We start from the raw sequence: 25,413 nt of genomic DNA, 5'->3' as shown, positions 1-25,413 counted from the left end.
GAACCTTGAAAATGTTAAACGCCTTATCTATTATTTGCCTGCTTTTTATTGTTGTATCATGTTCAGATCAAAATGAGGATCTTGATAAGGATCCCGTTGAACCATTAGAAAATTCATTAAGTGAAAAAGATGAGGCTTTAACATTTGAAGACTATCAATCTTTAGTTGGAAAACTGGAAGAAGAATTAGAAATTCCTAATTATCAATTGCAAGCAAGTACGTTTGATTATTCAATTATCATAATTGATGAAGAATTGAGCTTCGGAAAACGCCAGTATATTACCTTAGATGGAACGCAGGAATCACCTATCAACGCTACTCAAGAATCGTTACTTTTTCTACATGAACAAGGAGATTCATTAATTACCATAACGCTAGCTTATACAGATAATTATATAGGGAATGACATCCTATATTATAATGCTATAGATGGCTTTGCAGGTATTGAGGAAGAACTTACAGAACATGTTGATTTATTATCAATAAGCTATAAAAATATCGTCATCTCTTTCCTTCAAACGAAAACGGATAACGTAGATATCGAAGATACGACAAATGCGGCAAAAAGCTTAGTTTCTTTCTTAGAAAAGTATAACGATTAAATACAAATAGCCAAAGCAATAGTTCCCAATCTTTTGCTTTAGCTATTTATTTTTCCCAATTTGTCGATCATTAATAAATGGTGTATCGCTTTTCAGCTTTCCGGTTATACACTTAATTCGAATCGTTTCACCTTGTAAAAATGCACCCAAATCTATTCTAACCGGCATTTGGTCAGCTCCTAAGCCAAACAGAGTCATCAGTGTTTCAGGTTGATATAAGCTCGTGTGTAGGGTGCCTGACCAAATCGAGTAGCGATCCGAAAAAATACCATTTATTCGTTGATTAAACGTTTGATAAGCTGCCTTAAGCGATAGATTTGGACGCCATTTACTTTTAATCTTGTTCAGTCGTTCGATCGATTCATCATTTTTGTAACGATTTTCTTCATGTAATAATTCAAAATGGTTGGTACACATATTTGCTGGACGAACAATAACAGTTCGTGGGCTTGCTTCGACAACAACCGAGTCCCCTTTTTGATCAAACAATACATACGAAAATGATGTACGATGCGGAATCGACTTTAACAGTGCGATGCCTTGATCAACAGTTGTACAAGTTTCTAGCAAAATTCGACCGATCATATTACAAACAAAGCCATCTGCGGAACCGATTCGATTGGTAAAGTTATAGCCGATCGCCAATCCCTTTTCATTCATCCCATCCATTCGCCCCGTGATTTGCATCGATGGTCCAATCGTTGCATAACCCCCATCGTTGGGTTGAAAAATAAGCAAACGTCCTTCATAACCACTTGGGTGACTATCATAGTTTCGCACAAAAAAATCCGTTCCCGTCATAATTGAACAGCCGCTTCGTTCATATTCTACATAATAGCCACTGAACTCTTGAACAGCTCGCTCAAATGACCAGTCAAGCGCATCAGCAAGACCTTGAATTTCCTCTGTTAAACCTGGTGCATATTGATCAAGCAGGTTAATCGCCACCTCATTATCCGTCTCAAATTGATGTTTTCGGCGTTTCTGCCATTGTGCTTCACGGTTTTTCAACAAGATCGAGTCTTTCAATCGCTCACCTTGGAGATAGCCAAATTGATAATGGGAACCACGAAATTGAATCAAATCTGAAAATACCTTTACCAATGATAAGCTCCTTTCTCAAAGCTTTTTTGTATGTTTAAATGATCTTACGTGTACCTATTTTCTAAATCACTCATCCACCAGCCAAGCAAGATACCTAATTCAAATAAAACAACACAGGCAAGGATACCTACCCAATTAAAGTCTGTATAGTCAACCGGAACAATGATCACTGTTGACGCAAAGACGACACCTAAAATAAAATGAAATAACGTTGGATAGGCCTTTTCAAGAATTAAGTTAATCAACTTAGATAATGATAATACACAAAGAACAGCACCCATACCAAGTGGAATAATCACACCTAAATCAATGTTCTTAATCCCATCAGACATCGCTTTATACATTCCTAGGTAGATTAAAAAATTTGATGGACTTAAGCCCGGAACAATCATTCCTAACCCAATTAAAGCACCTGCTAATAACCAAGTCCAAATATTTTGCTCGATATAAGTCACAAATAAATGCTCACCATACGATAAAAAAAAGTAAAAGACGATAAAGGTTAATACCATATTCACTATATCTTTAACATCTCGCCCTTTTTTTCCAGCTTCTTTCCAAAGAGCAGGGACAGTTCCAACAATACAGCCAACGAAAAACCATAGAATCGTAGTTTGATAATTTCCAAGTAGAAAGCTGACGGCAAATGATAAAATAAAGATACCCGTCAGTCCACCTAGGCCAACAGGTAAAAAGAAACGAACATTAGCTTTAAAATTTTTTGTGATATGAGCTAGAAAGGCAATGATTCGCTCATAAATACCAAAGACAGCCGCTAAAGCTCCACCACTAACACCTGGCAAAATAAAACCTGATCCAATAAACATACCTTTTACAAAACGCAATAGCCAATCAACTAGACTTTTCTTTTGCATGTTCTCGTTTATCCCTTCTATCCATAATCGCAAAAACACTTAAAATTTCTATAGAACTTATTCTATTATATTTCATTCGTCTTCAATCTATACCATTATCTCTACTATTGATTTAAAAAGCAATTTAAAGCATTTTTTATCTTGAGTGGTGATTTATTTGTACTCAAGCATGCTTAGCAGTATCCAATAGACTTATTTTGAAACACCATGGATTGGAAGCATTAGAAATTGAAATAAGCAAAGCTCCATTTTAATTTCTAAAAATTATCGAAAAACTGTTTACTCAGGACATATAAGATACAGTCAAAAAAAGAATTAATAACGCTTAGAACAAAAGGATCACTTACACAATGAAGAATAATTTGTGCGAGTGATCCTTTAATTCTCTCTTTCAAAACAACAAACTATAGCATGTTTTCTGTTTAAGTTAACTGCATCGTCGTAATACAAGTAGCGTCTTCTTCAAATGTTGAGATCTCTGCTTCAACTTCCATATCCTGATATTGAATCATGATTTGGTAAGTCTCATCTCGTGGTAACCAGAGATCAAAAAAACCATTAGCAAGTGTTGTCACTTTCTCATCTAAGACAGCATTGCCTTCACTGTCTTCAATATAGACATCAAGTTCTTCCTCAATCAGTTCCGACTGACAACCTGTAAGATTATGATACGTACACGGGTGTGTTTGATTAATATAAGGCGCAATCGAAACAAAGAATTCATCCTCAGGTAGTGAATAAGTAACTTCATTACCATCCTCTGGTGTCACAATTAATTCCGTTCCAGTAATCGAAGCCACTTCATCATCAATGTTACCCACACTATATTCATGAACAAGAGCTTTAATATCATCAACGCTTTCATCTATAGCTGTACTATCATCACTCTGACAAGCAACTAAGAAAAGAGCACTTATGAGCATAAATAAAATAGATTTGACTTTCATTTAGGTCCTCCTTAATCGTTAACTCACAGTGACAATTATAGGTAACTTTTTCGAAATGTCAAATTAAACTTATCGAATTTATCAACATTAGATTTATTTATTAACCAATAAAAAAAGACTGGTTCACGGTTGAAACCAGCCTAACATTTGCTACTCAGATTCATTATCTCTTTTTTCTTCCCAAAGCTTTAATCGTTCTTCAAAACTCACTTCCTTGTGAACTTGATGCAACATCCATTGATAGCCGAATGGATCAATAAATATCGCATTTGTTACACCATAATCAGGCAATTCAGTTACGGCTTGTAACTCCGTACAACCTAAACTTAATGCTTGCGCATAGGTTTCCTTGATGTCTGGAACAAGAATGTTAAACCAAATGGTATTAGGATGATCAGGAGTAGGTGCTTTCAATCCGAATGCCGGATTTTCATCTAACATGTGAAAGCGTACACCATATAAACTAAAAACAACTTCATTTTCACCTTGAGGAAAATCGGTCACCTCAATCCGCTCGATCTCAAATATCTTTTCATACAATTCTAATGCCTTTAAGCTATCTGTCACAATCAGATCAATTTCAACACCAGTCATTGCGACACCTTCCTTTGCGAATTTTCATGATTCTGGATAAGCCTCTATTTAGAAAACTTGACTTATCACCAAGCCTTATTTGCACTTATGCAGTAAGAAGTTTTAAACTTTTTTATCTGTCAAAAAATCAACCGACTACTTGATCAATGCTTTTAATACGGTCAGATCAATGTCTGCGACTTTGTTGATATACACACAAGATTTTCCTGTCGTATGTTTGCCAAAATCCTTTAACAGTTTGTCCCGTTGGGGATCATTTGATGCAAGTACAAACTAATTTTAGCTTTTCGAGGTGAAAAACCAACCAAAGGAGCATCTCCTTCATGACCCGATTGATACTTGTAATGATATTTACCAAAACCAATAATACTCGGTCCCCACATTTTAGCCTGGTATCCTGTCGCTTCAGTAAATATATCTAATAATTGATAGGCATCAGACCGTTTCTTGGAATTGTCTACATTTTCAATAAATTCAATCACACTGTGATCTGTTTCTTTCGTTTTTAGTTTATACATGACTAACTGTAACTCCTTTCAAAAATATCAGATCAATTATTTTTCAGCTGCGATGATTAAAAACATCGGTCTTCTATTTTCATCCTTCATATCTGGATTATCTTTAATCATTTCTTCAGTCGCAAAGGATTCCTTAACTGCCCTAACCCGAAAACCAGCTTCGATTAAACCGTTCATATAAGTTGAAACCGTTCGATGATATTTAATCACATTTTCTGTTAGAAAAGGAGTTTCCCTTATACCTTCTGCTTGATAATGATCGACCGGCCAATGAAGTCGATTACCATTAGGGTCATAATACCAATCTTGCTCATGACGAGTTGTAAAAATCGGATGTTCGACTGAAAAAACAAAAGAACCACTAGGCTTTAGATATTGATAAACTTTTTCACAAATGATTTCAAAAGATTCAATATAGTGAAAAGCGAGTGAACTGATGACAAGATCAAATGATTCTTTTGAAAAATCAATCTCTTCAATTGGCATATTAAGATATTTTATGAATGAATCATTTGTTTTTTTCCGGGCTGCTTCAAGCATTTTTTCAGAGATATCAATGCCTACCACTGAACTTGCTTGCTGTTCTCGTGCGTATCTACAATGCCAGCCAAAACCACAGCCTAAATCTAATACGTGCTTATTTTTTAATTCAGGTAATAGAGCTTGAAAAATCGGCCACTCCCCTGCTCCCTCAAGCCCTTTGACCGATCTTAGCATTTTCTCATATTCGGAGAAAAATACCGGATTATCATATTTATTTTGTTTCATTGTTCAATCCAACTCCTATCTACAAGAGGCATCTTATTATAAATTGTCTTTCGCTCTTTGATTAATTTCTTGAATGATTTCACTTTTAGCATCTGCATAGTGTTGGACATGACGCCACTCACACTTTGCAGCTCTTGATCACTTTTAAGTGTTGAACTTGAATCATCTTGATTTGATCGCATTTGTTATATCCCTTCACATATTTATTTTAGTATACCATGATATTTATTATCATCTAACAATTCAATTCTCTTTTTCGGTCAGCTTAGCATAAATTCTATTAAAATAACTTGAATACAACTTATTGACTTCAATGACAAAATCGAGCACAAGAATCAACCTTTGTAAAAATCAGCATATATTGTATGGACTAATATCATGGAGGTTCTTAAAGTGTCAGATTACATCGTTTCAATTAAAGAGTGGAGTGACGAAATAGCGGAATTTTATAATAAATCCGTTCGTACGTTAAATGAAAATGCTGATCCAGATCAGTTAAATCTGTGGCGAAAACAATTTATCGCTTTTCAAGAAGATCTTTCGAAAGGAGAAAACTTACAAGACTTAGATGTCTACAATCGAGCAAATGAATTATCTACTCAATTACGATCCTATTTAGAGATTGACAATGAAAACATAGAAGAGGATTCCAGATCAAGTAATAATTCAAATGTTGTTCCAATTGGAGGACATACTCTTCCACCGTTACCTTATCCCTATGATGCATTGGAGCCATACATCGATCGAGAAACCATGGAGCTTCACCATAATAAACATCATAAAAGCTATGTAGATGGACTAAATAAGGCTGAAAAAGAAATGCAGAAAGCACGCAATTCTAATAACTTTGAGCTGATCAAGCATTGGGAAAGAGAAGCCGCTTTTAATGGAGCTGGTCATTATCTTCATAGGATTTTTTGGACGATTATGAGTCCGAATGGTGGGGGTCAACCATCTGGAAGGTTACTGAGAGAAATTAATCGATCGTTTGGTAGTTTTGATCAGTTTAAAAAACACTTCTCAGAAGCAGCTAATGAAGTAGAAGGTGGAGGTTGGGCTATTTTAGTATGGTCACCACGTGCCAGACGTTTAGAAATACTTCAAGCCGAAAAACACCAAAATTTAAGTCAATGGGATGTTGTACCCCTACTCGTTCTTGATGTTTGGGAACATGCTTATTATCTCAAATATAAAAATGAACGAAAAAAATATATCGACAATTGGTGGAATATTGTCAACTGGGCTGAAGTTGAAAAACGCTTTAACCAAGCATCCAAATTGAAGTGGGAACCCCATTAGACAAAAAAGATTGGAAGATGGTTGCACATGACAATCATCTTCCATTATATTTAATAATACCATCCAGTTAATTTGACTGCTAACAACCTCATTAGTGTTTTAATTATAGTATTTTTTCTCCCTTAAGATTTTCAACACGATCAGTCTAGCAAAGTAAGCAGTTCGAGCATCAAAGAACATCGTCTGTTTTGGTCGAATTCTACCAATTAATAAATCTTTCTCATTAAAAAGTAGTCCATACAGCTTACTTTTTACAAAATTCCTATCGCTTATTCCACTTATCAATACATTCTCATAACGGTTATTAGCATCAGCCATTTCAGCAGAAAAACTTCTCTAATCTATTCCATTTGTACCCGATGAAGATTGGCAAAAATACCATTCTGTTTAATTAATTCATCATGGCTTCCTTCCTCGGCAATACCTTCTTTGGTCACAACCATAATTCGATCAGCATTTCTAATAGTCACAAGTCTATGTGCAATGACTATAGTTGTCCGATTTTTTGCAAGGTCTGTTAAAGCTTCTTGAATGATCATCTCGGTTTCTGTATCAAGTGCTGATGTTGCTTCATCTAAGATAAGAATGGGTGGATTTTTCAAGAACATTCTTGCAATTGCAATCCGTTGTTTCTGACCTCCAGAAAGCTTAAAACCACGTTCCCCAACTTGGGTTTCATATCCGTCAGGCAGTTCCTTAATAAAGTCTTCCATGTAGGCTTGTCTTACCGCAAGTGCAATCTCTTCATCAGTCGCATCAAGTTTACCATAGGCAATATTTTCTCGTAATGTCCCCGTAAATAAGAAAACATCTTGCTGAACGATACCGATCTGTTGTCTAAGTGATTCCTTTGTCATGTCTCTAAGATCAATGCCGTCAATGGTAATACTGCCTTGATCAACGTCATAAAAACGTGGAATAAGTGAACTAATCGTTGTTTTTCCAGCGCCAGACGGGCCGACGAATGCAATGGTTTCCCCAGCTTGTATGTTAAAGCTCACATCTTTTAGAACGGGTGACTGGATCTTTTCATAGCCAAATGAAACATGATTAAAAGTAATATTTCCTTTAAGCTCAGTCACTTCTTCAGCCCCTTCTCTGTTTTGCACCTCTGGCTCGACATCAAGCAAATCGATAAACCGTTTAAAACCTGCCATCCCTTTTGGATAAAGTTCAAGTAGTGCACTGATTTTTTGAATCGGGTTGAACAGGACATTCATAAATAAGACAAAAGCAACTAATTCCCCGTAGGAAAGCTGATTGTTAAAGCTTAACCATGCACCAATTACTAGGACAAATAAGACGATAAAACGCATTAACATATAAATATTCGCTGACACAAATGCCATGATTCGATACGCTCCGATTTTCACTGTACGAAAATGATTATTATTCGTGACAAACCGTTCCATTTCAAACTTCTCATTCGTAAATGATTGAACGACACGCACCCCTGATACAGCATCCTCTACTCGCGCATTGACATCTGCGATATTATGGTACATCGTGCGCCAAGCTTTACTCATTTTTATATTACTATAAGCAATCAAGACAATAAGAATAGGTGCAATAATTAAAATAATCATAGTCAGTTTAAAATTGATCGTAAACATAATCCCAAATGCACCAGCAAAAGTCATAATGGCAATGAAAAAATCCTCTGGGCCATGATGGGCAAGTTCACCAATATCAAATAAATCATTGGTAATTCGACTCATAATATGGCCCGTTTTCGTATTATCAAAAAAACGAAACGACTGACGTTGAACATGATTGAACAAGTCTTCACGCATATCTGTTTCAATGTTCACACCAAGCGTATGTCCCCAGTAGGTCACAACATACTGTAAAAAGGTACTGAGTAGATAAACGAAAAAGAGCAGAATACTGATGGTAATAATTCTATTCCAGTCCCCATCCGGTAACAAATCATCAATAAACCACTGAACAGCTACAGGAAATAAAAGCTCTAATAGTGCAACGAAAACAGCTGATGTAAAATCGATAATAAACAACCGACGATGCGGCTTATAATAAGAGAAAAAACGACGTAACATAACAAACACTTCCTTTATCATCACTATATACAAAATAAATATATCTTAACTTTTGATTATTAATACACGTGGGGAGTCTGATTACTGTGCCCGAATCACTTCTGCTTGGCGCCATTTACCATAGCGATAATAGAGAAAGGCAAAGATACTGCTAATTAAGAAACTCGTTCCAAATCCAAAGCTTATCCCCCGTTCCCCAAACTGACTGGCTAAAAGATAGGTAAGAGGGTATCGCAATACCCAGAAGGAAATAATATTCAGCATCAACACTTGAAACATCGCTCCTGACGCTCTAACAGCACCATTTAAAATAAAATTGATTCCAAGAAATGGATATAAAAAAGCGATCGTTTTTAAATGCATGGTACCAAATTTCACTGCTTCGGAATCTCTGATGAATAGATGAATGCCATAATCAGCAAATGAAAAGATCAATAAAGCAAAAACTAACATAATTGTCGTACTATAAATAAATCCGTACCCTGTAATACGATGGACACGAGACCAGTTACCAGCACCAATATTTTGCCCAGCCATACTATTTACAGCTATACCCAGTGACTGTGCGGGAAGCATAATAATACTATCCAATCGTTGCGCTGCCCCATATCCAGCAACGACAGCGGGACCAAAAGAAGTAACAACAGTCATAATCGCCATCACACCGGCTGAAATAATGCTCATTTGTAGCCCGGCTGGTATCCCTAATTTTAAAATATTGAGCACTTCTTTTCTTGCTGGAAGATGTGGTTTCGATAGTGGCACAAGTTTTTTTCGAATCGTGTAAAACATTCCAATAAAGAGTGAAATCCCTTGTGAAAAAATCGTTGCATAACCTGCCCCTTCAACACCCCAGCCAAATCCTGCGATAAATAGCGGATCAATCACTGCATTTAAAAGCACTGCAATCAAAACAAAGTAAAGTGGTGTTTTTGAGTCTCCAATTGAACGCAACATGGTACCAATAAAATTATAACCAAACACAAATAAAATCCCAACAAAATTGATTTTCAAATAAGCTCCAGCTAATGGCAACATTTTCTCAGGTGTCCCAAGCACCTGTAAAATCCATTCTGCAGAGAAGTAACCCATGACCCCAAGAATGAGTGACATAATTGACAAAATAACTACAAAAGCATTTAAATACCGTCGAAGTCCAGTCTCGCTTCCTCTCCCTTTTTGCTGGGATAAAATCGTAAGTGCTGCGTTATTCAATCCAATAACAAATGCGAGTACAGTTGATATTACTGTCCCAGAAAGGGCTATTGCCCCGAGCGCATCCTCACCAAGCAAATTACCAACCCACAGACTATCGATAAATTGATATGATATCTGTAACAAGTTGGTAAAAATAATTGGACCTGAAAAGATAAGAAGCTGTTTATATATATTACCTTCTGTAAAATTATGCTGTTTCACCATTTAATCCTTCCTTTCTCACAGCAACGAATTTAGCCATTTTATTTATACAACGAAAACAAATTTAATCAATATAATTAAGAAACAGTAGACACTAAAAAAAGTACACTCTAAGTAAATAGAATGTACCTTTAACAATGAGCCATACTGGATTCGAACCAGTGACCCCTTCCTGCCAAGGTGCGTAGAATGACGATCATTCACGATCGACTACAATCTAATTACTATTGTAGCACACTTTAGCTATTTACAGGTTATCAGATTTTATCACATCACCTTTAATCTTTAAAAATAAGCCTTATTTTAATAATGGGCTGGTTTAAAAATCTACATTGTTTTTCTAGCTAAAGTCTCTATTTAAAGAAAATTTTAAAATGGTAATTTCAAAAAGATAAGTACATTCTGATCTTATACATCGGACAAATAATGACTTCATTCTCGTAAAAAAGAGGATAGACAAATGTCTGAACAAAAAAAATAATCAACGTAAACAACTTAACGATTCACATAGAGAACCTTCGTTCTGAGCCTATTATACGTAAAGGATATAGAACTAAATGCGACCAGTTTAAATCAATAGAAAAAGTTAAAAATCTGCATGTACAGTTATAGCCTGATATGTACGACAAACTAAAAATATAGGCTGATTGAAATTAATAATATTTTTAAATGAAAAAAGTTTTAGTCAATATCAGTGAAAAAGGCATCTAATTTATAAGTTTCTACCTTTTGTACATAGAGTTCATACTTTTCTACTAAATCAGTAATTTTCTCTCCATCAATTAAAGTAATCACACGAGTGCCTTCTCTAGAAGCTTTGATTGCTGGACGACTAAAAACAGAAGTTGTAATGAAAATGCCATACTCTGCATTGTATTTATCCATTGCACCACGAAACTTATCTATCTCAGGAGAGGGAACGCTTCCTTTCCATCGTTTTGCTTGAATAGCTACTCGGGACGTTCGAAAATCATCTGCTGTAATATAGCCAAATCCATCTAATCCTTCATCTGCAACAGACTGGATACCAATCTTTTCATCAATATCTACACCCATTTCTTTAACTAGAGCACGAGCAAAAATTTCAAATTTTTGAGGAGACATATTTTCTAAAGCATTTCGTAAATTATTCTTCCATGATTCAATAATCATTTCTTCCTCTGTTTCTTCAGTTTCTTGATCACTATCCTCTTGATTACTTTCAAGTTGCCGCTCTCTTCTTTCCTTGTTTTTCATCCCCCAGTAAGGGTCCGCATATTCTTTAACTTCTTGTAATAAGGATTTTGTATCATTAATGTTAAATGTACGTCCTTTTTCTGTTAGTTCTACATATCCTCTTTTTGGGGTAATAAGAAAACCTGCAAGTTCAAACTCTTTGATTGAGAAATTAAATGGAAATACAAAGGGTGAGAATAATTTTCCATTTTTCCCTTGTTTACGATAATCAATGTATTCTTCTGGAATATTTTCAGAAGTTGTTTTTAATTCATTTATTATCTCCTTTCTTGAAGCAATCCCACCAAGTTCTCTCAATATTTTTATTATTTCTGGTTTCAGAATATTACTTTGTTCACTACGACTAAGCTCTTCAAATGTTTCCTTCATTATTAATTCTCCTTTGAGTTCATTTTTTGATGATATTTATTCAAACTTCAGCTCTTTCATCATTTCTTGAAAGTTTTACAGGACTGTTATTGTTAAGATTAATTTGTAATTAGGCTCTTTTATGACACTCCATATCAAAAATACGGAGATGGTTTGAAAACAAAAAACGCCCAACCCCTTATGGGTCAAGCGTTCTACTGGTATGAGCCGTACTGGATTCGAACCAGTGACCCCTTCCCTGTCAAGGAAGTATTCTCCCACTGAACTAACGGCTCGCAATAAATATAACTTCTGCTTATCTAGAAAATATTCTCTTAACAAAACAATGAAGTCCTATTTAATTAATAGCGTGTTTATAATATAATCTAAATAGGCTTTTTCGTCAAGTCTAATCACAATTTTGAATAATGTCCTTTTACTAACATCTTTCGTTGTTTTTTGATATGATGAAGGAGTAACCTTTTTGAATGATTATACGTCAAAATATTAAGATTCCACTTAAAAGTTATTTCAAGAAGTGGCAGTTTAAAATCTCTTGAAAAAATATGACATATCACCACAGTTAAAGAACCTCGACTAATCTATCGCTGTTCTTGGACTATGGTTACTCATCTCATCGAAAAGATTTGTGGGAACGACGGAGGCACTACATTCATGTGGAAGTAAAGTCTTCGTTTTACTTATATGATCCTCGATGAAATTAAATACTTTTGAATATACAAAGGGAAGAATAACGAACACAATTGCTCAAAAGATGAGCAAAAATGAGTTTTTCTAAAAGTTTACTAATGAATTTTTTATGAAAATGAGGAACGTTTATGCAATCTAAAAAATTACCTATTGATTATACAATCGTCTTTTTATTAATTTGTTTTCTTATCATTAGCTTAGTCGCCATATATAGTGGCTCAGGACAATATGCAAGTGCCAATCCAATGCGTTTTGTGAATAGACAGCTATTATTTTATGGTGTCGGCTTTATTGCGATGATGGTCATTGCTTTTTTCGACTTTGAGCTGATTGAGAGATGGACATGGCCAATCTATTCTTTTGGAATGGTATTGTTACTTGTCGTAGAGTTTTTTGGTGAAGAAAATAAAGGTGCACAACGTTGGATAAATTTAGGCTTTATGGAGCTCCAACCTTCAGAATTTATGAAAATCTTTCTTGTCTTACACATTGCTGCTTTGTTGACAAAGGTTGGAAAACAACGACTGAATTTTAAAGAGAGTATCCTAATTACTTTAAAAATTATTATCTACACAATTTTGCCAGTTTTGTTAATCTTAAAACAACCTGATTTAGGAACGGCTTTAATGATTCTATTTACCATCTTCATGTTAATTTTAACATCAAGTATTTCTATTAAAATGAGTGCATTGCTCGCTGCATCAGGTTTATCCGGTTTAGGTGCTTTGATCTATCTTTACTTTTATAATTTCGATCTATTTAGCAAATTTATTTCCAGTCACCAGCTTCCTAGAATATATGGCTGGTTAAATCCTTCGGAATATTCTCAAGGATTTGGTTATCAACTCCAGCAAGCGTTGCTTGGTATTGGCTCAGGACAGTTGACTGGATCTGGTCTTAAACAAGGGTATCAAATTCAAAGTGGTCGAGTTCCAGAGGCACATACCGATTTTATTTTTGCGGTTATTGGTGAGGACTTTGGCTTTCTCGGAACCAGTATTTTAGTTATTTTATTTTTCTTACTTATCTATCGGATCATTAATATTGCTCTAAATGCTAATTCATTGTTTGGGGTTTATATTTGTATTGGCGTGATCAGCTTATTCACCTTTCAAATCTTTCAAAATATTGGTATGACAATTGGCTTAATGCCGATTACAGGTATTGCTCTACCGTTTATCAGTTATGGAGGAAGTACCCTCTTAGCGAATATGATGGCATTAGGACTGGTGACAAGTGTCCACTTAAGGACGAAGAAATACATGTTTGGTGAGGAAGAATCGATGGAATAGGGGTCTTTGCTTATGAAGAAACGCTTAAGGAAATTTGATTATGGGCTTATTATAGCTATCTTGTCTTTATCGATATTTGGGACAATTATGGTCTATAGCTCTAGTTATACACTCGCCACATTACACTTTGATAATGGACAACATTACTTTATCAGACAATTACTTTTTTTAATCTTAGGGATGGTTGTTTTTTTCATTATGTCGTTTATCTCATTAAAAACTTTGGGTAAAATGAGTCCAATTCTTATTGTCATATCAATTATTCTGTTGGGACTCGTTCTCATTCCTGGGATTGGATTAGTCAGAAATGAGGCTCAGCGTTGGTTAGGATTTGGTCCATTTATTTTTCAGCCATCTGAAATTGTTAAAGTATTTATGATCATTTATTTTTCACATATTTACGCCAAGAAACAACCGTACATTGGAGAATTCAAAAAAGCAGTACTCCCGCCATTAGTTATCTTAACATTAGTGTTTTTCCTCATCTTGGAACAACCTGACTTTGGGACAGCTACTCATATTCTCCTGATTTGTGGTTTAATTGTCTTCTTTAGTGGCGTCAAACTGCGGCATATCTTGTTGCTGGGTTCAATTGGCATTGGTGGAGTTGTCTTTTTTACCCTTTCACAGCCCTATCGTTTAGAACGATTAACTTCTTTTCTCAATACTTTTGATGATCCCGCTGGTGATGGGTATCAATTGATTAATTCATATGTTTCCATTGCAACAAGTAGTTTAACAGGTAATGGACTTGGAAACAGTGTCCAAAAACTTGGCTACTTACCTGAAGCACACACTGATTTTATTATGGCGGTTATTATTGAGGAATTGGGTTTAATCGCAATTCTATTGGTAATAGGTATCTATTTGTTTATCTTATATCGGGGAATTAACATCGCTAAAGAAGTCGATTCGTTATATTTAAAGCTGCTTGCATTAGGTGTAACTTTTCAAATAACGATCCAAGCCGTCTTTAATCTTGGGGCCATTAGCGGGGTTTTACCAATCACCGGGATCCCACTTCCATTCGTCAGCTATGGTGGGACTTCACTTGTCTTTACTTTATTGTCAGCAGGTATCCTCGTCAATGTTTCTGGTCGACGCCCAGATCGTGAATTAGCTGCTTAAAAAAGGCATTCTACTATGATTTTCACTCTATCAGAATAACACAATCATCTTTGCCATTTATTTTTGTAAAATGAATAAATGGCAACTTCTTTTAGTGAGAAATCTCTCAATGGTTATAAGTATTTGGAGATTGTAATTAAACAAATTCTTCGAATAGAGATAGAGCGATTGCTTAAGACTTCAAGCAGCAAACACTGGAACTAGATAACATTTATCAACGAACGAGACTTTTCATAACGAATATTATCCATTTTTGCTAAAAATCAGAAACTGTACTACTTATCTTCTAAGTTGAGTATTTTTAAGGGTAGTTCATAAGATTAGGAGCTTTTTAAGATGAAAATTATTGAAGCAAAAACTAATAAAGAAAAACAAGATGCCTTTAGTGTCCGTGATCAGGTATTCATTGAAGAACAGGGCGTTGATCCAGAAGTTGAGCATGATTCTTGTGATGAGCACTCCATTCATATTGTTGGTTATCTCGAAGAACACCCTATTGCAGCTGGTCGAGTACAGGTAGTTGCTGATAAAGGGAAAATTCAGCGGGTAGCCATTTTAAAGCCCTATCGCAATCAAGGCTATGGTAAACAATTAATGCTTGCAATCGAACAAATTTTGAAAAAGAATAATATAAACTCAACCTATTTAAATGCACAGTCTCACGCTGTCCCTTTTTACCAAGCCATTGGATTTAAGGTGAGTTCACAGCCTTTTTATGAAGCTGGGATTGAGCATGTTACGATGAATAAAAGGGTAAATTAATGTATAAATTTCCTTAGACTTGTCCAAGCTGAATTTAACAACTTGGAGGGGGGATCATGTAGTATGGAATATGGTTATATATTCATTGAAACTATATATGGTTTTGTAGCCCTTTTTGTCATTACAAAAGTATTAGGAAAGACACAAATTCGGCAATTAACTGCTTTTGACTTTATCTCAGCGCTATTACTGGGTGAGCTTGTAGGAAATGCACTTTATGACGAAAATGTAAATGTCCTACACATGACATTGGCGGTCATAACATGGGGTGGGTTAATGTATCTTACTGAGTTTATTACCCAACGCTTTAAAGGTTCAAGAGCATTGATTGAAGGGAAACCAGCGATTATCATTAGTAAAGGAAAGCTTGATCGTGAGGTCATGAAAAAGAGTAAACTCGACATTAATCAGCTCCAACATTTATTACGCCTTAAAGACGTTTTTTCTTTACGTGATGTTGAATTTGCTATTTTAGAAAATGATGGAACAGTCTCTGTATTGGAAAAAACTTCTGCCCAAATACCGATAAGAAGTGATTTAAATTTACCAGATAAAAAAGTGGTCTTACCGGTTACTCTAATCAACGATGGTGAAATTATTCAAGATAATCTCGCAGAAATTAATCGAGATGAGCAATGGCTTGAACAGCAAATTAAACATCAAAATATTAAATCAATCAAAGATATATTTTATGCAGAATATCAAGAAGAAGAGCCGCTTCACATTCAAACAATGTCATAATGGGTAGGTCAATAAAAATATTATGATCTCAAAGTGTCTATATATCAGTATTTTAAAATATTAGGTAGGTCAACTATATTTTTTCAAATTTTATAAAAGTGACTAAAATTTAACCGTTGGTCACTTTCTTGGTCACTTTTTTTAAAAAGTGACCAGAAAAGAGAGAGGAATAGAACCTCTCTCTTTTGTTATGATTAATATATTCCAAAACCCTTATGCTCCAACACTTTTCTTTAAGTTTCCACATGATAAAATATTCTCTAATTTAAAACTACGAACTTGCCTTCTGTAATAACAATAAGCAAGAACCTTTTTGTTATCCATACTCACTATCCTAACAACCCTTTGACTAACCTTTTCCTTGGAGTCTATATAATAAATCATAATTTTCCCTTTATCTTCCATTGAATTAGTTAAAAATCCAATCATGTTTATCCCTCCAATATTATTTTACGAACATTAGTTCTTATCAAGATATAAGTATAACACAAAACAAGAACAAATGTGCTGTTTTTTAGTAAAGAGTCTTTTTTAATCATAAATTTTATATTTAACCCCCTTAAAGGTTTGAAACATAGACGGGTAAACAATCGTGGTAAACCGTCCGTTGATAAACTCTTTAAGTTTGCCCGAATTTTGGATTGCAAAGTAGACGAATTATATATTTGGGAAGAAGATAAATAAGCCCTTACCCTAGGGCTTTTTTTTGTTTGAAAATAATTAAAAAACTTTTTAGAAAAGGGTTGATTAATACCGTTATAGGTAGTATAATTAAGATAGAAAGTTAAGGGAGGTGAAAATTTGACAGATGGAATAAGCAAAATAATAGAAGCACTAGCCGCTCTAATCACAGCAAGTGCTTCACTAATCACCGCAATAGTCGCTTACCTATTGTACAAAGAAAAAAAAGACGACAAGTAAGCAATAACGGAAAGGAGTTACCGCTCCTTTCCTCCATTATAAATTAATATGAGGAGGTTATCAACAATGGGACTTTTAATAGCCACAGCTTCATTTATCACTGCACTATCAGTTTTATTGATTGTTGTAATGAATAACAAAAATAAGGGGGAATAATTGTGTCTGACATAAAGAAAAACATTGAAGATTTGCTTTTTGAGTCGGAACTCACCAATTACCAAATTTCTAAAAGGACAGGCATTGCTCAAACAACCTTATCGCGTTTCACACGAAAAGAAAGTGACATAGAGAATATGAGTTTGAAAAATGCACTTAAATTAAATGAACTGTGGGAAAAAATCAGACAAGCCCCCACCGACGAGTGAGGGCTTGTCTGATTTTTTATGGATTTAAGGGAACCCTTAAATTAATATGTTGTAGTAATACTAGTTTTTTGGTAAATTATAGCTGTGATACAATTTAATATAAAAGGAGGAGCTTTTTGAATGAGTTTAAAAGAAACAATAAACAACATTATTAAAACATTAGACTTAGACATTGATGTACCTGAAATTTCTCGAACAAGAAACTACTGGTTAATTAGAACAGACAGCGGTACTTGGTTTGAGGAGTTCTCACAGGAAGATTATGTAGCTATTGGCTGGGATAAAATAAAAGAAAAAGAACAATTTTCTTTAGATGATAAAAGTAAAGCAATAGATATAATACAAGATTTGTATCCAGATAGTAGCGCCGGTCATATCTATGGAAATTTAAATAGATTTAGGAATGAAATTAAAGTTGGTGACGTAGTTTTAATCCCAAGCGAAAAATCAGAAACTATTAACTTCGGCATAATTAATAGTAAGGAATATTTTGAAAGAGTTACAGATTCCTCAGTCGATAATGATGCATGCCCATACCAAAGACGCAGAAAAGTCATTTGGTTGAAATCTGTTTACAGAAAAATATTAGACCCTCAACTATTTAAAATGATGCAATCACATCACACAATTTCAAATGCAACAGATTATGATTTGTACATAGACAAAACTTTAAACAGCTTATATGTAAAAAATGATAAGATTTACACAAGCTTTGATGTGAGAATGGCTACAAATCCGACTTATAAAACTCTTAAAAGTTTTATTAATTTACCTGATAATTTCAATAAAATACTATTCGAAGATGATGTTAAGTTAGATTTTGAGTCTAAGATTAGACTCCAATCACCAGGAGATTGGTTGCTGATTGCTGCAGACAGCACCGCAATTAAACTATTTATTGTAAGTCTATTCTTAAAACAAATAATATTGGGAGGAGAATTTAAATTCTTTGGATTCTCAATGAAGAATGATCCTTTAATAAAAATTTTAAAAGACAATAAAATTATTTTTAGAGATAAGGCAACAGAAAACATCAAGAAGGAACAAGCTAGCATGTTGCAGTTAACAAATGAACTTGATCTTAAATTACCTGGAGAAAATGCCGAAAAATCACAAGAAGAAAATAATTCTTAATCTTCTCCTACTGTTACATGCACAAATTTAACCCCAACTAATAGAGTAATTATGACCATAGTTAAAACTAACAATATTGACTGAGTATAGGTTATAAACAAATTGAATTTATCAATAATAATTAAAGATAAGCGGATTAAAATAAAAAATGTAAAAGATAAAGGAACTAAGTAATTAACTATTTTCGTTAATAGTAGTCTGAAACTTTTCATTGATTATCACCCCTTATTGTATATTATATATATACAATACGAAAGTTGTAAATAAATTGATTAAAATTAATGTTTTCTTTTTTAATTTGCACAGGAACAAGCCCCTCACACCGTGAAGGGCTTGTTTTTATTATCCTCTCAACTTTTTAAGTAGCTGGGTGTTTTGACTAGCAGTACCTTTGTAGTTACTTATGCCATTAGCTTGTGCTAGTTTTTTACGGTTATTATAGCTACTGTCAACCTTGATCGACTTTAAATAGTCAACCACACTATTTGTCTTTTGATCACCTTTAATCGCTGGTTTTTTAGGCTTAGAACCACTACGTAATTTTTTAAGCAAAGCTAAATTTTGATCAGCTGTGCCACGATAATTACTAATCCCATGTTGATCAGCTAGTTTTTGACGATTTAAAAAGGTTGGACTCTGATCGATTGAGATTAGATAATCGACAATGCTGTTGCCTGTGTAAGGTTTATTAGAGTTAGACGGTTTACTTGGTGTAGGTTTCGGCTTAGTCTTACTTTTGCCTTTCTCAACATATTCAACACCCAAAATAGCGCATAATTCCTTGACAACCGCTTCAGCAACTTTATAAAAGTTATCATCATTTTTATAAAAGTCGTGATCCTCTTTATTGTCCATAAAACCATACTCAATGATGGTTGTCTGAGTTGAACCAGTCAGACGATGCATAAAGTAATGGTCTCCTCTATTGCCTTCTTTGCTAAATACTCGACGTAAAGGCAGTCCACTTACTTTGACAATAGCATTAGCTAACCTAGTCGCATTAGCTGTATTGGCATGAATAGAGTGGATTGTTTCAACCCCTCGAGCCTCTCCGTTAAAACCGTTAAAGTGGTTGCTTATACAATAATCATACTTATCTTTGATTAAATTTGTACGTGGACCACTATCTAGCGTTTTATCAGTCGTTCTAGTGATAGCTACATCTGCACCCAACTCTTTCAATCGTTCGTACTGATAAAGACTAATTTTTAAAGTCCATTCTTTTTCCTGCACTCCAAATCCACTTGTACCTGGATCTGTTCCCCCATGACCTGGATCAATGATTAATTTACTCATCAGTAAACACTCTCCTTTAAAATTTAAAAAGGACACCGCCTAAGCGATATCCTTATCTTTGTCCTTTGCCTGTTTATAAAGCTGATTGCCAAATACTGCAGCGCCTGACACTAAAACGCCTTGGATAATCGAATCAACGTTAAATCCAGTGAGCGATACAGTAAAAGCAACACCTAGCGCTAATAAGATATAAGGGATTGTCCAGTCTCTCACTCTTGGTGTAGCCTTAATTATCGCTCCCAAAATTAAAAGCGCTGGAATGACAATCAGCGCTTCTTCGACTAAAAATTCTTTTAAGATTTCTTGCATCTAATTCACCCCCTGAAAAACTATTGCTACAATCCCTGTAATTACAGCACCTATTAAAGTTGTCGCCAGCCAAAATATTGTTTTATCTATCTTGTCAATCCTCTTGTGCGCTGACTTGGAGCTTGTTAAGGCTGCGTTGGCTATCTTATCGGTGTCATGCATGGTATTGATCTTTGTTTCCACCCTTACGACACGCTCCCTGATATCTGCTAAAATTTCATTTTGGTCCATAACCTACCTCCTACTTGCGACATAAAAAATAAGCCTATTCGGCTTGTTCTGGTGTCAATCGTTCAATCACCTTATCTCTGATTACTTCCGGTAGCTTACCTTCCACCAACATTTAATTCGTCATTAGGAATACTTGTTTGATCTGTTCCTCTGAAATTGACTTGACGCATTTGTTCTCCATCTTCGGTTACATTCCGTGAGCTTGTCTCTCTAAATTCGTAGTCTACCATCATTACTGTTCCTCCTTAGATGATTCGCCTTTTAGTTCATCTACTTCTTGATTAAGCCGACTTATTTCACTTTGTAATCGTTCGACCTGTTCGGTTAAAACAGCGACTTTTTTATTCGCTTGCGCTTGCGTTCCTGCCCATTCTGTGCTAACAATATCAAGAATCTTATTTACATCTTGCTTCATGATACCAGCTCCTTTATGATCTTAAATTCATTTTTAAGCAATTGAACATCAATATTTTGTTCTTCTAAATCTTCGACTATTTTTTTAATAATGGGGAGCAATAAAGTCCAAGCACGCTCTACAATATTCTCTACTTCTCCATCTGCATACTCAACATATTCAGGGAGCCCTATTTCTTCCATCTCATCTGCAATAATTCCATAATACCTCGTTAAACCATCTGTTGATTCGCCATTTTCTTGATATTCGGTTTTATCAATCCACGAACTGGGCTTAAGGTTGAGTAGTTTGTATGGGTCTATATCGGTTGCCCGACGAATGTCTATTTTATATTTCCTTGCTGAGGTGGCTCTCAAAAATCGACTATTTCCGTCGCTGTCCCTGAGACCAATCCGAACATTTGTTGATCCTGATGTGGTATTTGCATATGTCGGATTACTATATAAAGTCCCGTCACTGGCTATCCACAAAACATCTTCGTAATTCGAAAGATTGTCATGCGTTCTCACTTTAAGCGGTTCAGGACTTCCGTTTTTATTGACATCAAATAATAAATTTTGGTTTGTTATACCTGAAAATATTGAATTGTCACCAGGAAGGTGAATGCCCCCGGCGCGCCCGCCTGTCATTCCGTCTCCTATAGTTAATGATCCATCTATCGATAAGCCAGTTCCATCTAGATTTTGCGATAAGTATGTTAGTCCGCTACCTCTGTCAAAAATTATCGCACCGCTAAGCACACTGATTTCCCTGTCATCTATTAGACTTTCAACGTATAATCCGCCAGCTTGTATTCTTACTTCGTTGTAAGGACCCTTATTAGATATTCCTGCATAATCTATTATAGATGAATATTCCTCATCTATAATAGATACTACACCAGTAAATGTAGCATCCTCTCCAAAAACATGACCATCGAAATTGATTTGATTGGCATCAAAAGTAAATGAGTCTGCTTCTTGTAAAAAGATAGATTTTACATCGTCTTCTTCCACTTTTGTTGATATTTGATTAGCTATTTGATTAAATTCTGTTTCTGCGTATTTGTATACTTCTCCGACTTCATCATTTACGTATTCAGCACTTACTTTACCCCTGATTTCATCGTAAACAATCTCAAATTCAGCTTCATTGTCACTTACAGTTTCTTCTATAATTTCTACTCTACTTGCTTGAGCGTTAATCTTTTCTGTGTTTTGAGATATTGTAGTACCTTGACTTTCCAGATCTTTTACAATGCCGTCTATATCAGTTTCGTACTTTGTAGTGGAGACAACATTTTCAAACATATCATCTATATCTTCTATTACATAAACATCATCGAAATTAACCTTATCCACGAGTTGACCATCTACATATTCAAAAGTGTCGTCAAACCGATCGGCAATTTCAAGCATTTTTGTATCATAAGCTTCCCAATCCACAGCATTTTTATCTGTGTAATCCTTGGCATTCCGCTCAGCCTCATCAACTCGATCATCCGCATGACCTTTGGCATTATCCTCTGCATTATTAGCCTTATCGGTTGCATCTTTTGCGGCATCGTCACGGACAATATCATCCTGCTGATTGGCATGGTCCTTTGCATCTTCTCTTGCTCGGTCTGACTTCTCTGCAGCATCTTGTTCTGCTTCATCCTTTACGATTTTGTCCTGGTCCTCAGCATGTTTTTGAGCGTCTTCTCTAGCTTTATTTGATTTTTCAGTAGCATCTTTTTTGGATTCTTCATCATAAAAAGCATCCTGTTGATCAGCGTATTCCTTCGCTCCGCGCTCAACTTGATAGGATTCTTCATCTGTATATTCTTTCGACTCCTCTAAGATTTCTAGAGCTTGTTCAAGGCGTTTTTTTTCTTCTTCCGATAATCCATTTTCAGCAAACTCAATCGCTTCTCTCATGCGCTCTACAGATAATCGAGCAGGCAATTCTTGCTTTTCAATGCCTTCTAGCTCATTAAATTTATCCCTGATCTTAGTGATAAGAGTAGGTTGCGCTTCTCCAAAAAAAGCTTCCAAGATAAACCCGCTAGATTCGTGTATTTCGGTAAATTCGGTTATTGGTGCATTCATGGTGATATTCCATTTTTTATTAAATACTTGCACCAAGTCACCTAATTTAAAATCTTTCTCGTATTCAAATGGAGTCGATATGGCAAAATCATTCGAACGATTAATGCTAGGCGTTAATATTTGAGCCTCTAGATAAAAGGTTGTCTCAAATTCTCGCATTTTACGTTTGCCACGCTCGATTAGCAGCTGTTCATATTCTTCATCAGTTAATTCTTCCTCTGTTTCCTCGTCTGTCTCAGAAACATCCCGGGCATCAATAAATACCTCATGCAGATCGGTTCCCTCTGCTTCACCGATTTTAACTATCTTTCTTTCAACGCCTTCACCTTGTCCACCCACAAATCCAACATTTTTAAAATTATTGTCATTGTCAACAAACTGCTGAGTCTTAATGGTGGAAAAATCGGGACTAAAAAAAACAGGCTGCAAACCCGCCTCATTATTCTGGGTAACGTCCCTGGGTTCCACAACGTCAAATATCCATTTGCCACGTCCCATGTCAGCATACATTATCCAGCCTATATTAGCCTGCTTGCTTATTGTAGTAAGCTCATCAGAAACATTTTTAAACCGGGATTCCCAATCTATTTTTGGTCCACGTTCTTGATCTTCGGCTATTTCAATAAAATCTATCTTTCTGGTCGGGTCAACAGGATTAACAAAGTGATTATTAACGTAATGTTTCATTACAGTTTCGGCATTATCTCTTATCCGATCATGGCTTTGCCCATCTGGCGGAATCGTCACACGTTGGTCTAATACACCTTTTAGAGCAACGCCCGTCACACGCCAATTCTCACTTGCTTTCCCGTTTTGATCAAGAGCCACTTCTCTGTGCCGAATAATCATTGCCTTATCATCACGTTTATCTAATACAATGAGATTACCTTTAACAAAGTATTCTGCGCCCTCAACATATTGGTTGATATGCAGTTCAAACTCACCAACCTCATAAAACCGTGGCGTAAACTGCAAAGATGAATAGTTATCCGTCTCGGCGAGCATATTTAATTGTTGATCATATACTCTGATTGGCTTCATCGTCTCCATCTTCCTTCGGCTTGTACGTAGACATCCCACGCACTTTCCGAATGAGAAGTACCTACAGCATTTATATTAACGCTTGTTCTTGATAACGAAGTCATAGATACCCACCTATCGAATGATCTCACATCACCTGTGACAATCAAACCCTTAGTATTTACAAATGGCACAGGGAAAGTCCATATTTCTACATCCCTGTACAGAGGACCTGTAGGTCGGGTTGTTGTTAGAGCAAAAGGAACGCCCCAACATTTTTGTGTACCGTCTGTATAACGGATATATTCCCCATTTTCGTTTTCACCTTGTTCATATATCAAAACTTCCTCGTGCCATTTCCCCCAATCCGTTACCGTAATAAAACCTGCATTGGATGTCCGGTGGAATCTTCCGTATATTTGAAAATCATATTGACGTGACCTGTCAAAAACAGTTACCGTCTGAGTTCCCGTATCTGCACGACTAGCTACTGTCTCCACATATACCCTTATATTAGTTAATTCTCTGCCCACATCACCCGGATTAAATCCAACTGAATCTAGCCATTCTTTTAATAGATTTGTATGATCCTCGCCATGGATATAAAATACCGAATGACCACGTATATAGTCACTTGCTCTTTGATCGGGACGTTTGATATCTACACGACCGATCTGATCAGTTATTTTTTCCGGGTTACTCACTCTACCACATAAATCAATATCCCCTCGCTCGTCTGTAATTTGAGATGAGTCAATATATGATTTTCCAGCCTCAATTTTTACCTGAGCAAGAGATAATTCGTATACATAATCATTTCTTGTTAATTCAGGTGGTTCAGGATCACTACCGTTTTCACCTTTTTTAATAAAGGCATTAATACGCCTAACGTCAATATCCCGATTGAGTCGTAACACAACTCTGTCAATTCTATCATTCGTAGAGTCGGCCGAATCATGTACTAATGTAAGACTTGATGTATTGGTATATTCATGCCCTTCAATAAAGGCAGACCCTGGGGCTATAATTGTATTTGTCGTGTTTTCTGCACTGACTCCTAATCCATTAAAAAAACCATTACCTAAAAAATTCGTAAAAAACTGTGCGAAGTCATTTGCTTGATAGTTTCTTTCGTCGCCTTCGACATCGTTAAAAAACCTTGATAGTTCTGCCACTTGATCAACTCCTTTTAAATAAATAACAGGACTTTTGCCCCCTTTTGTCGAATGTTGAATGTTAAAAGGGGGTGAAA

General features: G+C 35.6%; 26 protein-coding genes, 1 tRNA gene and 1 pseudogene. 8 read left to right on the top strand and 20 right to left on the bottom strand.

Annotated features, from left to right (window positions below; genetic code table 11):
* Positions 1-5 precede the first annotated feature (5 nt).
* Positions 6-602 (top strand): hypothetical protein, encoded by a 597-nt coding sequence (locus ACS127_RS10550; RefSeq protein ID WP_440895003.1) that lies wholly within the window; start codon positions 6-8, stop codon positions 600-602.
* Between the two features lie 42 nt (positions 603-644).
* Here ACS127_RS10550 and ACS127_RS10545 read toward each other — a convergent pair whose 3' ends face one another.
* The 7 genes and pseudogenes from ACS127_RS10545 to ACS127_RS10515 form a co-directional block, all read right to left on the bottom strand.
* Positions 645-1,706, bottom strand: coding sequence for a C45 family autoproteolytic acyltransferase/hydolase (locus ACS127_RS10545; protein WP_440895002.1), 1,062 nt, complete (start codon positions 1,704-1,706; stop codon positions 645-647).
* A 44-nt stretch (positions 1,707-1,750) separates the two neighbouring features.
* The gene (locus ACS127_RS10540) at positions 1,751-2,581 is read right to left on the bottom strand and encodes a DUF368 domain-containing protein (protein WP_440895001.1); all 831 of its coding nucleotides are present in this window, start codon (positions 2,579-2,581) and stop codon (positions 1,751-1,753) included.
* Between the two features lie 422 nt (positions 2,582-3,003).
* Positions 3,004-3,528, bottom strand: coding sequence for a CueP family metal-binding protein (locus ACS127_RS10535; protein ID WP_440895000.1), 525 nt, complete (start codon positions 3,526-3,528; stop codon positions 3,004-3,006).
* Positions 3,529-3,678: 150 nt separating this feature from the next.
* Positions 3,679-4,122: a VOC family protein gene (locus tag ACS127_RS10530; RefSeq protein ID WP_440894999.1), complete on the bottom strand. Its 444-nt coding sequence runs from the start codon at positions 4,120-4,122 to the stop codon at positions 3,679-3,681.
* Positions 4,123-4,257: 135 nt separating this feature from the next.
* Positions 4,258-4,640, bottom strand: a pseudogene (locus ACS127_RS10525) (DUF1801 domain-containing protein).
* A gap of 36 nt (positions 4,641-4,676) precedes the next feature.
* Complete coding sequence (locus tag ACS127_RS10520) at positions 4,677-5,408, bottom strand: class I SAM-dependent methyltransferase (protein WP_440894998.1); 732 nt, start codon at positions 5,406-5,408, stop codon at positions 4,677-4,679.
* A complete protein-coding gene (locus ACS127_RS10515) occupies positions 5,405-5,590 on the bottom strand; it encodes a hypothetical protein (RefSeq protein WP_440894997.1) in 186 nt (61 codons plus the stop codon). The genes ACS127_RS10520 and ACS127_RS10515 overlap by 4 nt, the downstream gene beginning before the upstream one ends.
* A gap of 211 nt (positions 5,591-5,801) precedes the next feature.
* Between ACS127_RS10515 and ACS127_RS10510 the strand changes: the two genes are divergently transcribed.
* The gene (locus ACS127_RS10510; RefSeq protein ID WP_440894996.1) at positions 5,802-6,707 is read left to right on the top strand and encodes a Fe-Mn family superoxide dismutase; all 906 of its coding nucleotides are present in this window, start codon (positions 5,802-5,804) and stop codon (positions 6,705-6,707) included.
* Between the two features lie 99 nt (positions 6,708-6,806).
* Here ACS127_RS10510 and ACS127_RS10505 read toward each other — a convergent pair whose 3' ends face one another.
* From ACS127_RS10505 to ACS127_RS10485, 5 genes are all read right to left on the bottom strand, one after another.
* On the bottom strand, positions 6,807-7,025 hold the full coding sequence (locus ACS127_RS10505) for a hypothetical protein (RefSeq protein WP_440894995.1): 219 nt from the start codon (positions 7,023-7,025) through the stop codon (positions 6,807-6,809).
* Positions 7,026-7,048: 23 nt separating this feature from the next.
* Positions 7,049-8,764 (bottom strand): ABC transporter ATP-binding protein, encoded by a 1,716-nt coding sequence (locus ACS127_RS10500; RefSeq protein ID WP_440894994.1) that lies wholly within the window; start codon positions 8,762-8,764, stop codon positions 7,049-7,051.
* Between the two features lie 81 nt (positions 8,765-8,845).
* Positions 8,846-10,186, bottom strand: coding sequence for an MATE family efflux transporter (locus ACS127_RS10495; RefSeq protein ID WP_440894993.1), 1,341 nt, complete (start codon positions 10,184-10,186; stop codon positions 8,846-8,848).
* A 678-nt stretch (positions 10,187-10,864) separates the two neighbouring features.
* Positions 10,865-11,788 (bottom strand): restriction endonuclease, encoded by a 924-nt coding sequence (locus tag ACS127_RS10490; protein WP_440894992.1) that lies wholly within the window; start codon positions 11,786-11,788, stop codon positions 10,865-10,867.
* A 203-nt stretch (positions 11,789-11,991) separates the two neighbouring features.
* Positions 11,992-12,063 (bottom strand) — tRNA-Val (locus tag ACS127_RS10485).
* Between the two features lie 543 nt (positions 12,064-12,606).
* Between ACS127_RS10485 and rodA the strand changes: the two genes are divergently transcribed.
* The 4 genes from rodA to ACS127_RS10465 all read left to right on the top strand — a co-directional run bounded on the left by rodA (position 12,607) and on the right by ACS127_RS10465 (position 16,401).
* Positions 12,607-13,770 (top strand): rod shape-determining protein RodA, encoded by a 1,164-nt coding sequence (gene rodA / locus ACS127_RS10480; RefSeq protein WP_440894991.1) that lies wholly within the window; start codon positions 12,607-12,609, stop codon positions 13,768-13,770.
* A gap of 12 nt (positions 13,771-13,782) precedes the next feature.
* On the top strand, positions 13,783-14,898 hold the full coding sequence (gene ftsW / locus ACS127_RS10475) for a putative lipid II flippase FtsW (protein WP_440894990.1): 1,116 nt from the start codon (positions 13,783-13,785) through the stop codon (positions 14,896-14,898).
* 336 nt (positions 14,899-15,234) lie between these two features.
* On the top strand, positions 15,235-15,660 hold the full coding sequence (locus ACS127_RS10470; RefSeq protein ID WP_440894989.1) for a GNAT family N-acetyltransferase: 426 nt from the start codon (positions 15,235-15,237) through the stop codon (positions 15,658-15,660).
* Between the two features lie 63 nt (positions 15,661-15,723).
* The gene (locus ACS127_RS10465) at positions 15,724-16,401 is read left to right on the top strand and encodes a DUF421 domain-containing protein (RefSeq protein ID WP_440894988.1); all 678 of its coding nucleotides are present in this window, start codon (positions 15,724-15,726) and stop codon (positions 16,399-16,401) included.
* Positions 16,402-16,614: 213 nt separating this feature from the next.
* Here ACS127_RS10465 and ACS127_RS10460 read toward each other — a convergent pair whose 3' ends face one another.
* Positions 16,615-16,830: a hypothetical protein gene (locus tag ACS127_RS10460; RefSeq protein ID WP_440894987.1), complete on the bottom strand. Its 216-nt coding sequence runs from the start codon at positions 16,828-16,830 to the stop codon at positions 16,615-16,617.
* A 650-nt stretch (positions 16,831-17,480) separates the two neighbouring features.
* On the opposite strand from ACS127_RS10460, the gene ACS127_RS10455 reads away from it, so the two are divergent.
* On the top strand, positions 17,481-17,687 hold the full coding sequence (locus tag ACS127_RS10455; protein ID WP_440894986.1) for a hypothetical protein: 207 nt from the start codon (positions 17,481-17,483) through the stop codon (positions 17,685-17,687).
* A gap of 120 nt (positions 17,688-17,807) precedes the next feature.
* Complete coding sequence (locus tag ACS127_RS10450; protein WP_440894985.1) at positions 17,808-18,821, top strand: hypothetical protein; 1,014 nt, start codon at positions 17,808-17,810, stop codon at positions 18,819-18,821.
* A 342-nt stretch (positions 18,822-19,163) separates the two neighbouring features.
* Here the strand turns inward: ACS127_RS10450 and ACS127_RS10445 are convergent, their stop codons facing one another.
* The 7 genes from ACS127_RS10445 to ACS127_RS10415 all read right to left on the bottom strand — a co-directional run bounded on the left by ACS127_RS10445 (position 19,164) and on the right by ACS127_RS10415 (position 25,336).
* Positions 19,164-20,117: an N-acetylmuramoyl-L-alanine amidase gene (locus tag ACS127_RS10445; protein ID WP_440894984.1), complete on the bottom strand. Its 954-nt coding sequence runs from the start codon at positions 20,115-20,117 to the stop codon at positions 19,164-19,166.
* A 39-nt stretch (positions 20,118-20,156) separates the two neighbouring features.
* Positions 20,157-20,426 carry a phage holin family protein gene (locus tag ACS127_RS10440; protein WP_440894983.1) on the bottom strand — a complete coding sequence of 90 codons (270 nt, stop codon included), beginning with the start codon at positions 20,424-20,426 and terminating at the stop codon, positions 20,157-20,159.
* On the bottom strand, positions 20,427-20,657 hold the full coding sequence (locus tag ACS127_RS10435) for a hemolysin XhlA family protein (protein ID WP_440894982.1): 231 nt from the start codon (positions 20,655-20,657) through the stop codon (positions 20,427-20,429).
* Between the two features lie 95 nt (positions 20,658-20,752).
* Entirely contained in the window at positions 20,753-20,890 is a 138-nt protein-coding gene (locus tag ACS127_RS10430) for a hypothetical protein (RefSeq protein ID WP_440894981.1), read from the bottom strand.
* On the bottom strand, positions 20,890-21,072 hold the full coding sequence (locus ACS127_RS10425) for a hypothetical protein (RefSeq protein WP_440894980.1): 183 nt from the start codon (positions 21,070-21,072) through the stop codon (positions 20,890-20,892). Before ACS127_RS10425 ends, ACS127_RS10430 begins: the two co-directional genes overlap by 1 nt.
* Positions 21,069-24,182, bottom strand: a complete 3,114-nt coding sequence (locus tag ACS127_RS10420) for a Gp37-like protein (protein WP_440894979.1) — start codon at positions 24,180-24,182, stop codon at positions 21,069-21,071. Before ACS127_RS10420 ends, ACS127_RS10425 begins: the two co-directional genes overlap by 4 nt.
* Positions 24,179-25,336: a hypothetical protein gene (locus tag ACS127_RS10415; protein WP_440894978.1), complete on the bottom strand. Its 1,158-nt coding sequence runs from the start codon at positions 25,334-25,336 to the stop codon at positions 24,179-24,181. Before ACS127_RS10415 ends, ACS127_RS10420 begins: the two co-directional genes overlap by 4 nt.
* Between the last annotated feature and the right edge of the window lie 77 nt (positions 25,337-25,413).

Source organism: Amphibacillus sp. Q70, assembly GCF_052055485.1.
GTDB lineage: Bacteria > Bacillota > Bacilli > Bacillales > Amphibacillaceae > Amphibacillus.
The sequence above is the reverse complement of the archived record's forward strand: the minus strand, read 5'-3'. Positions and strand labels throughout refer to the sequence as shown.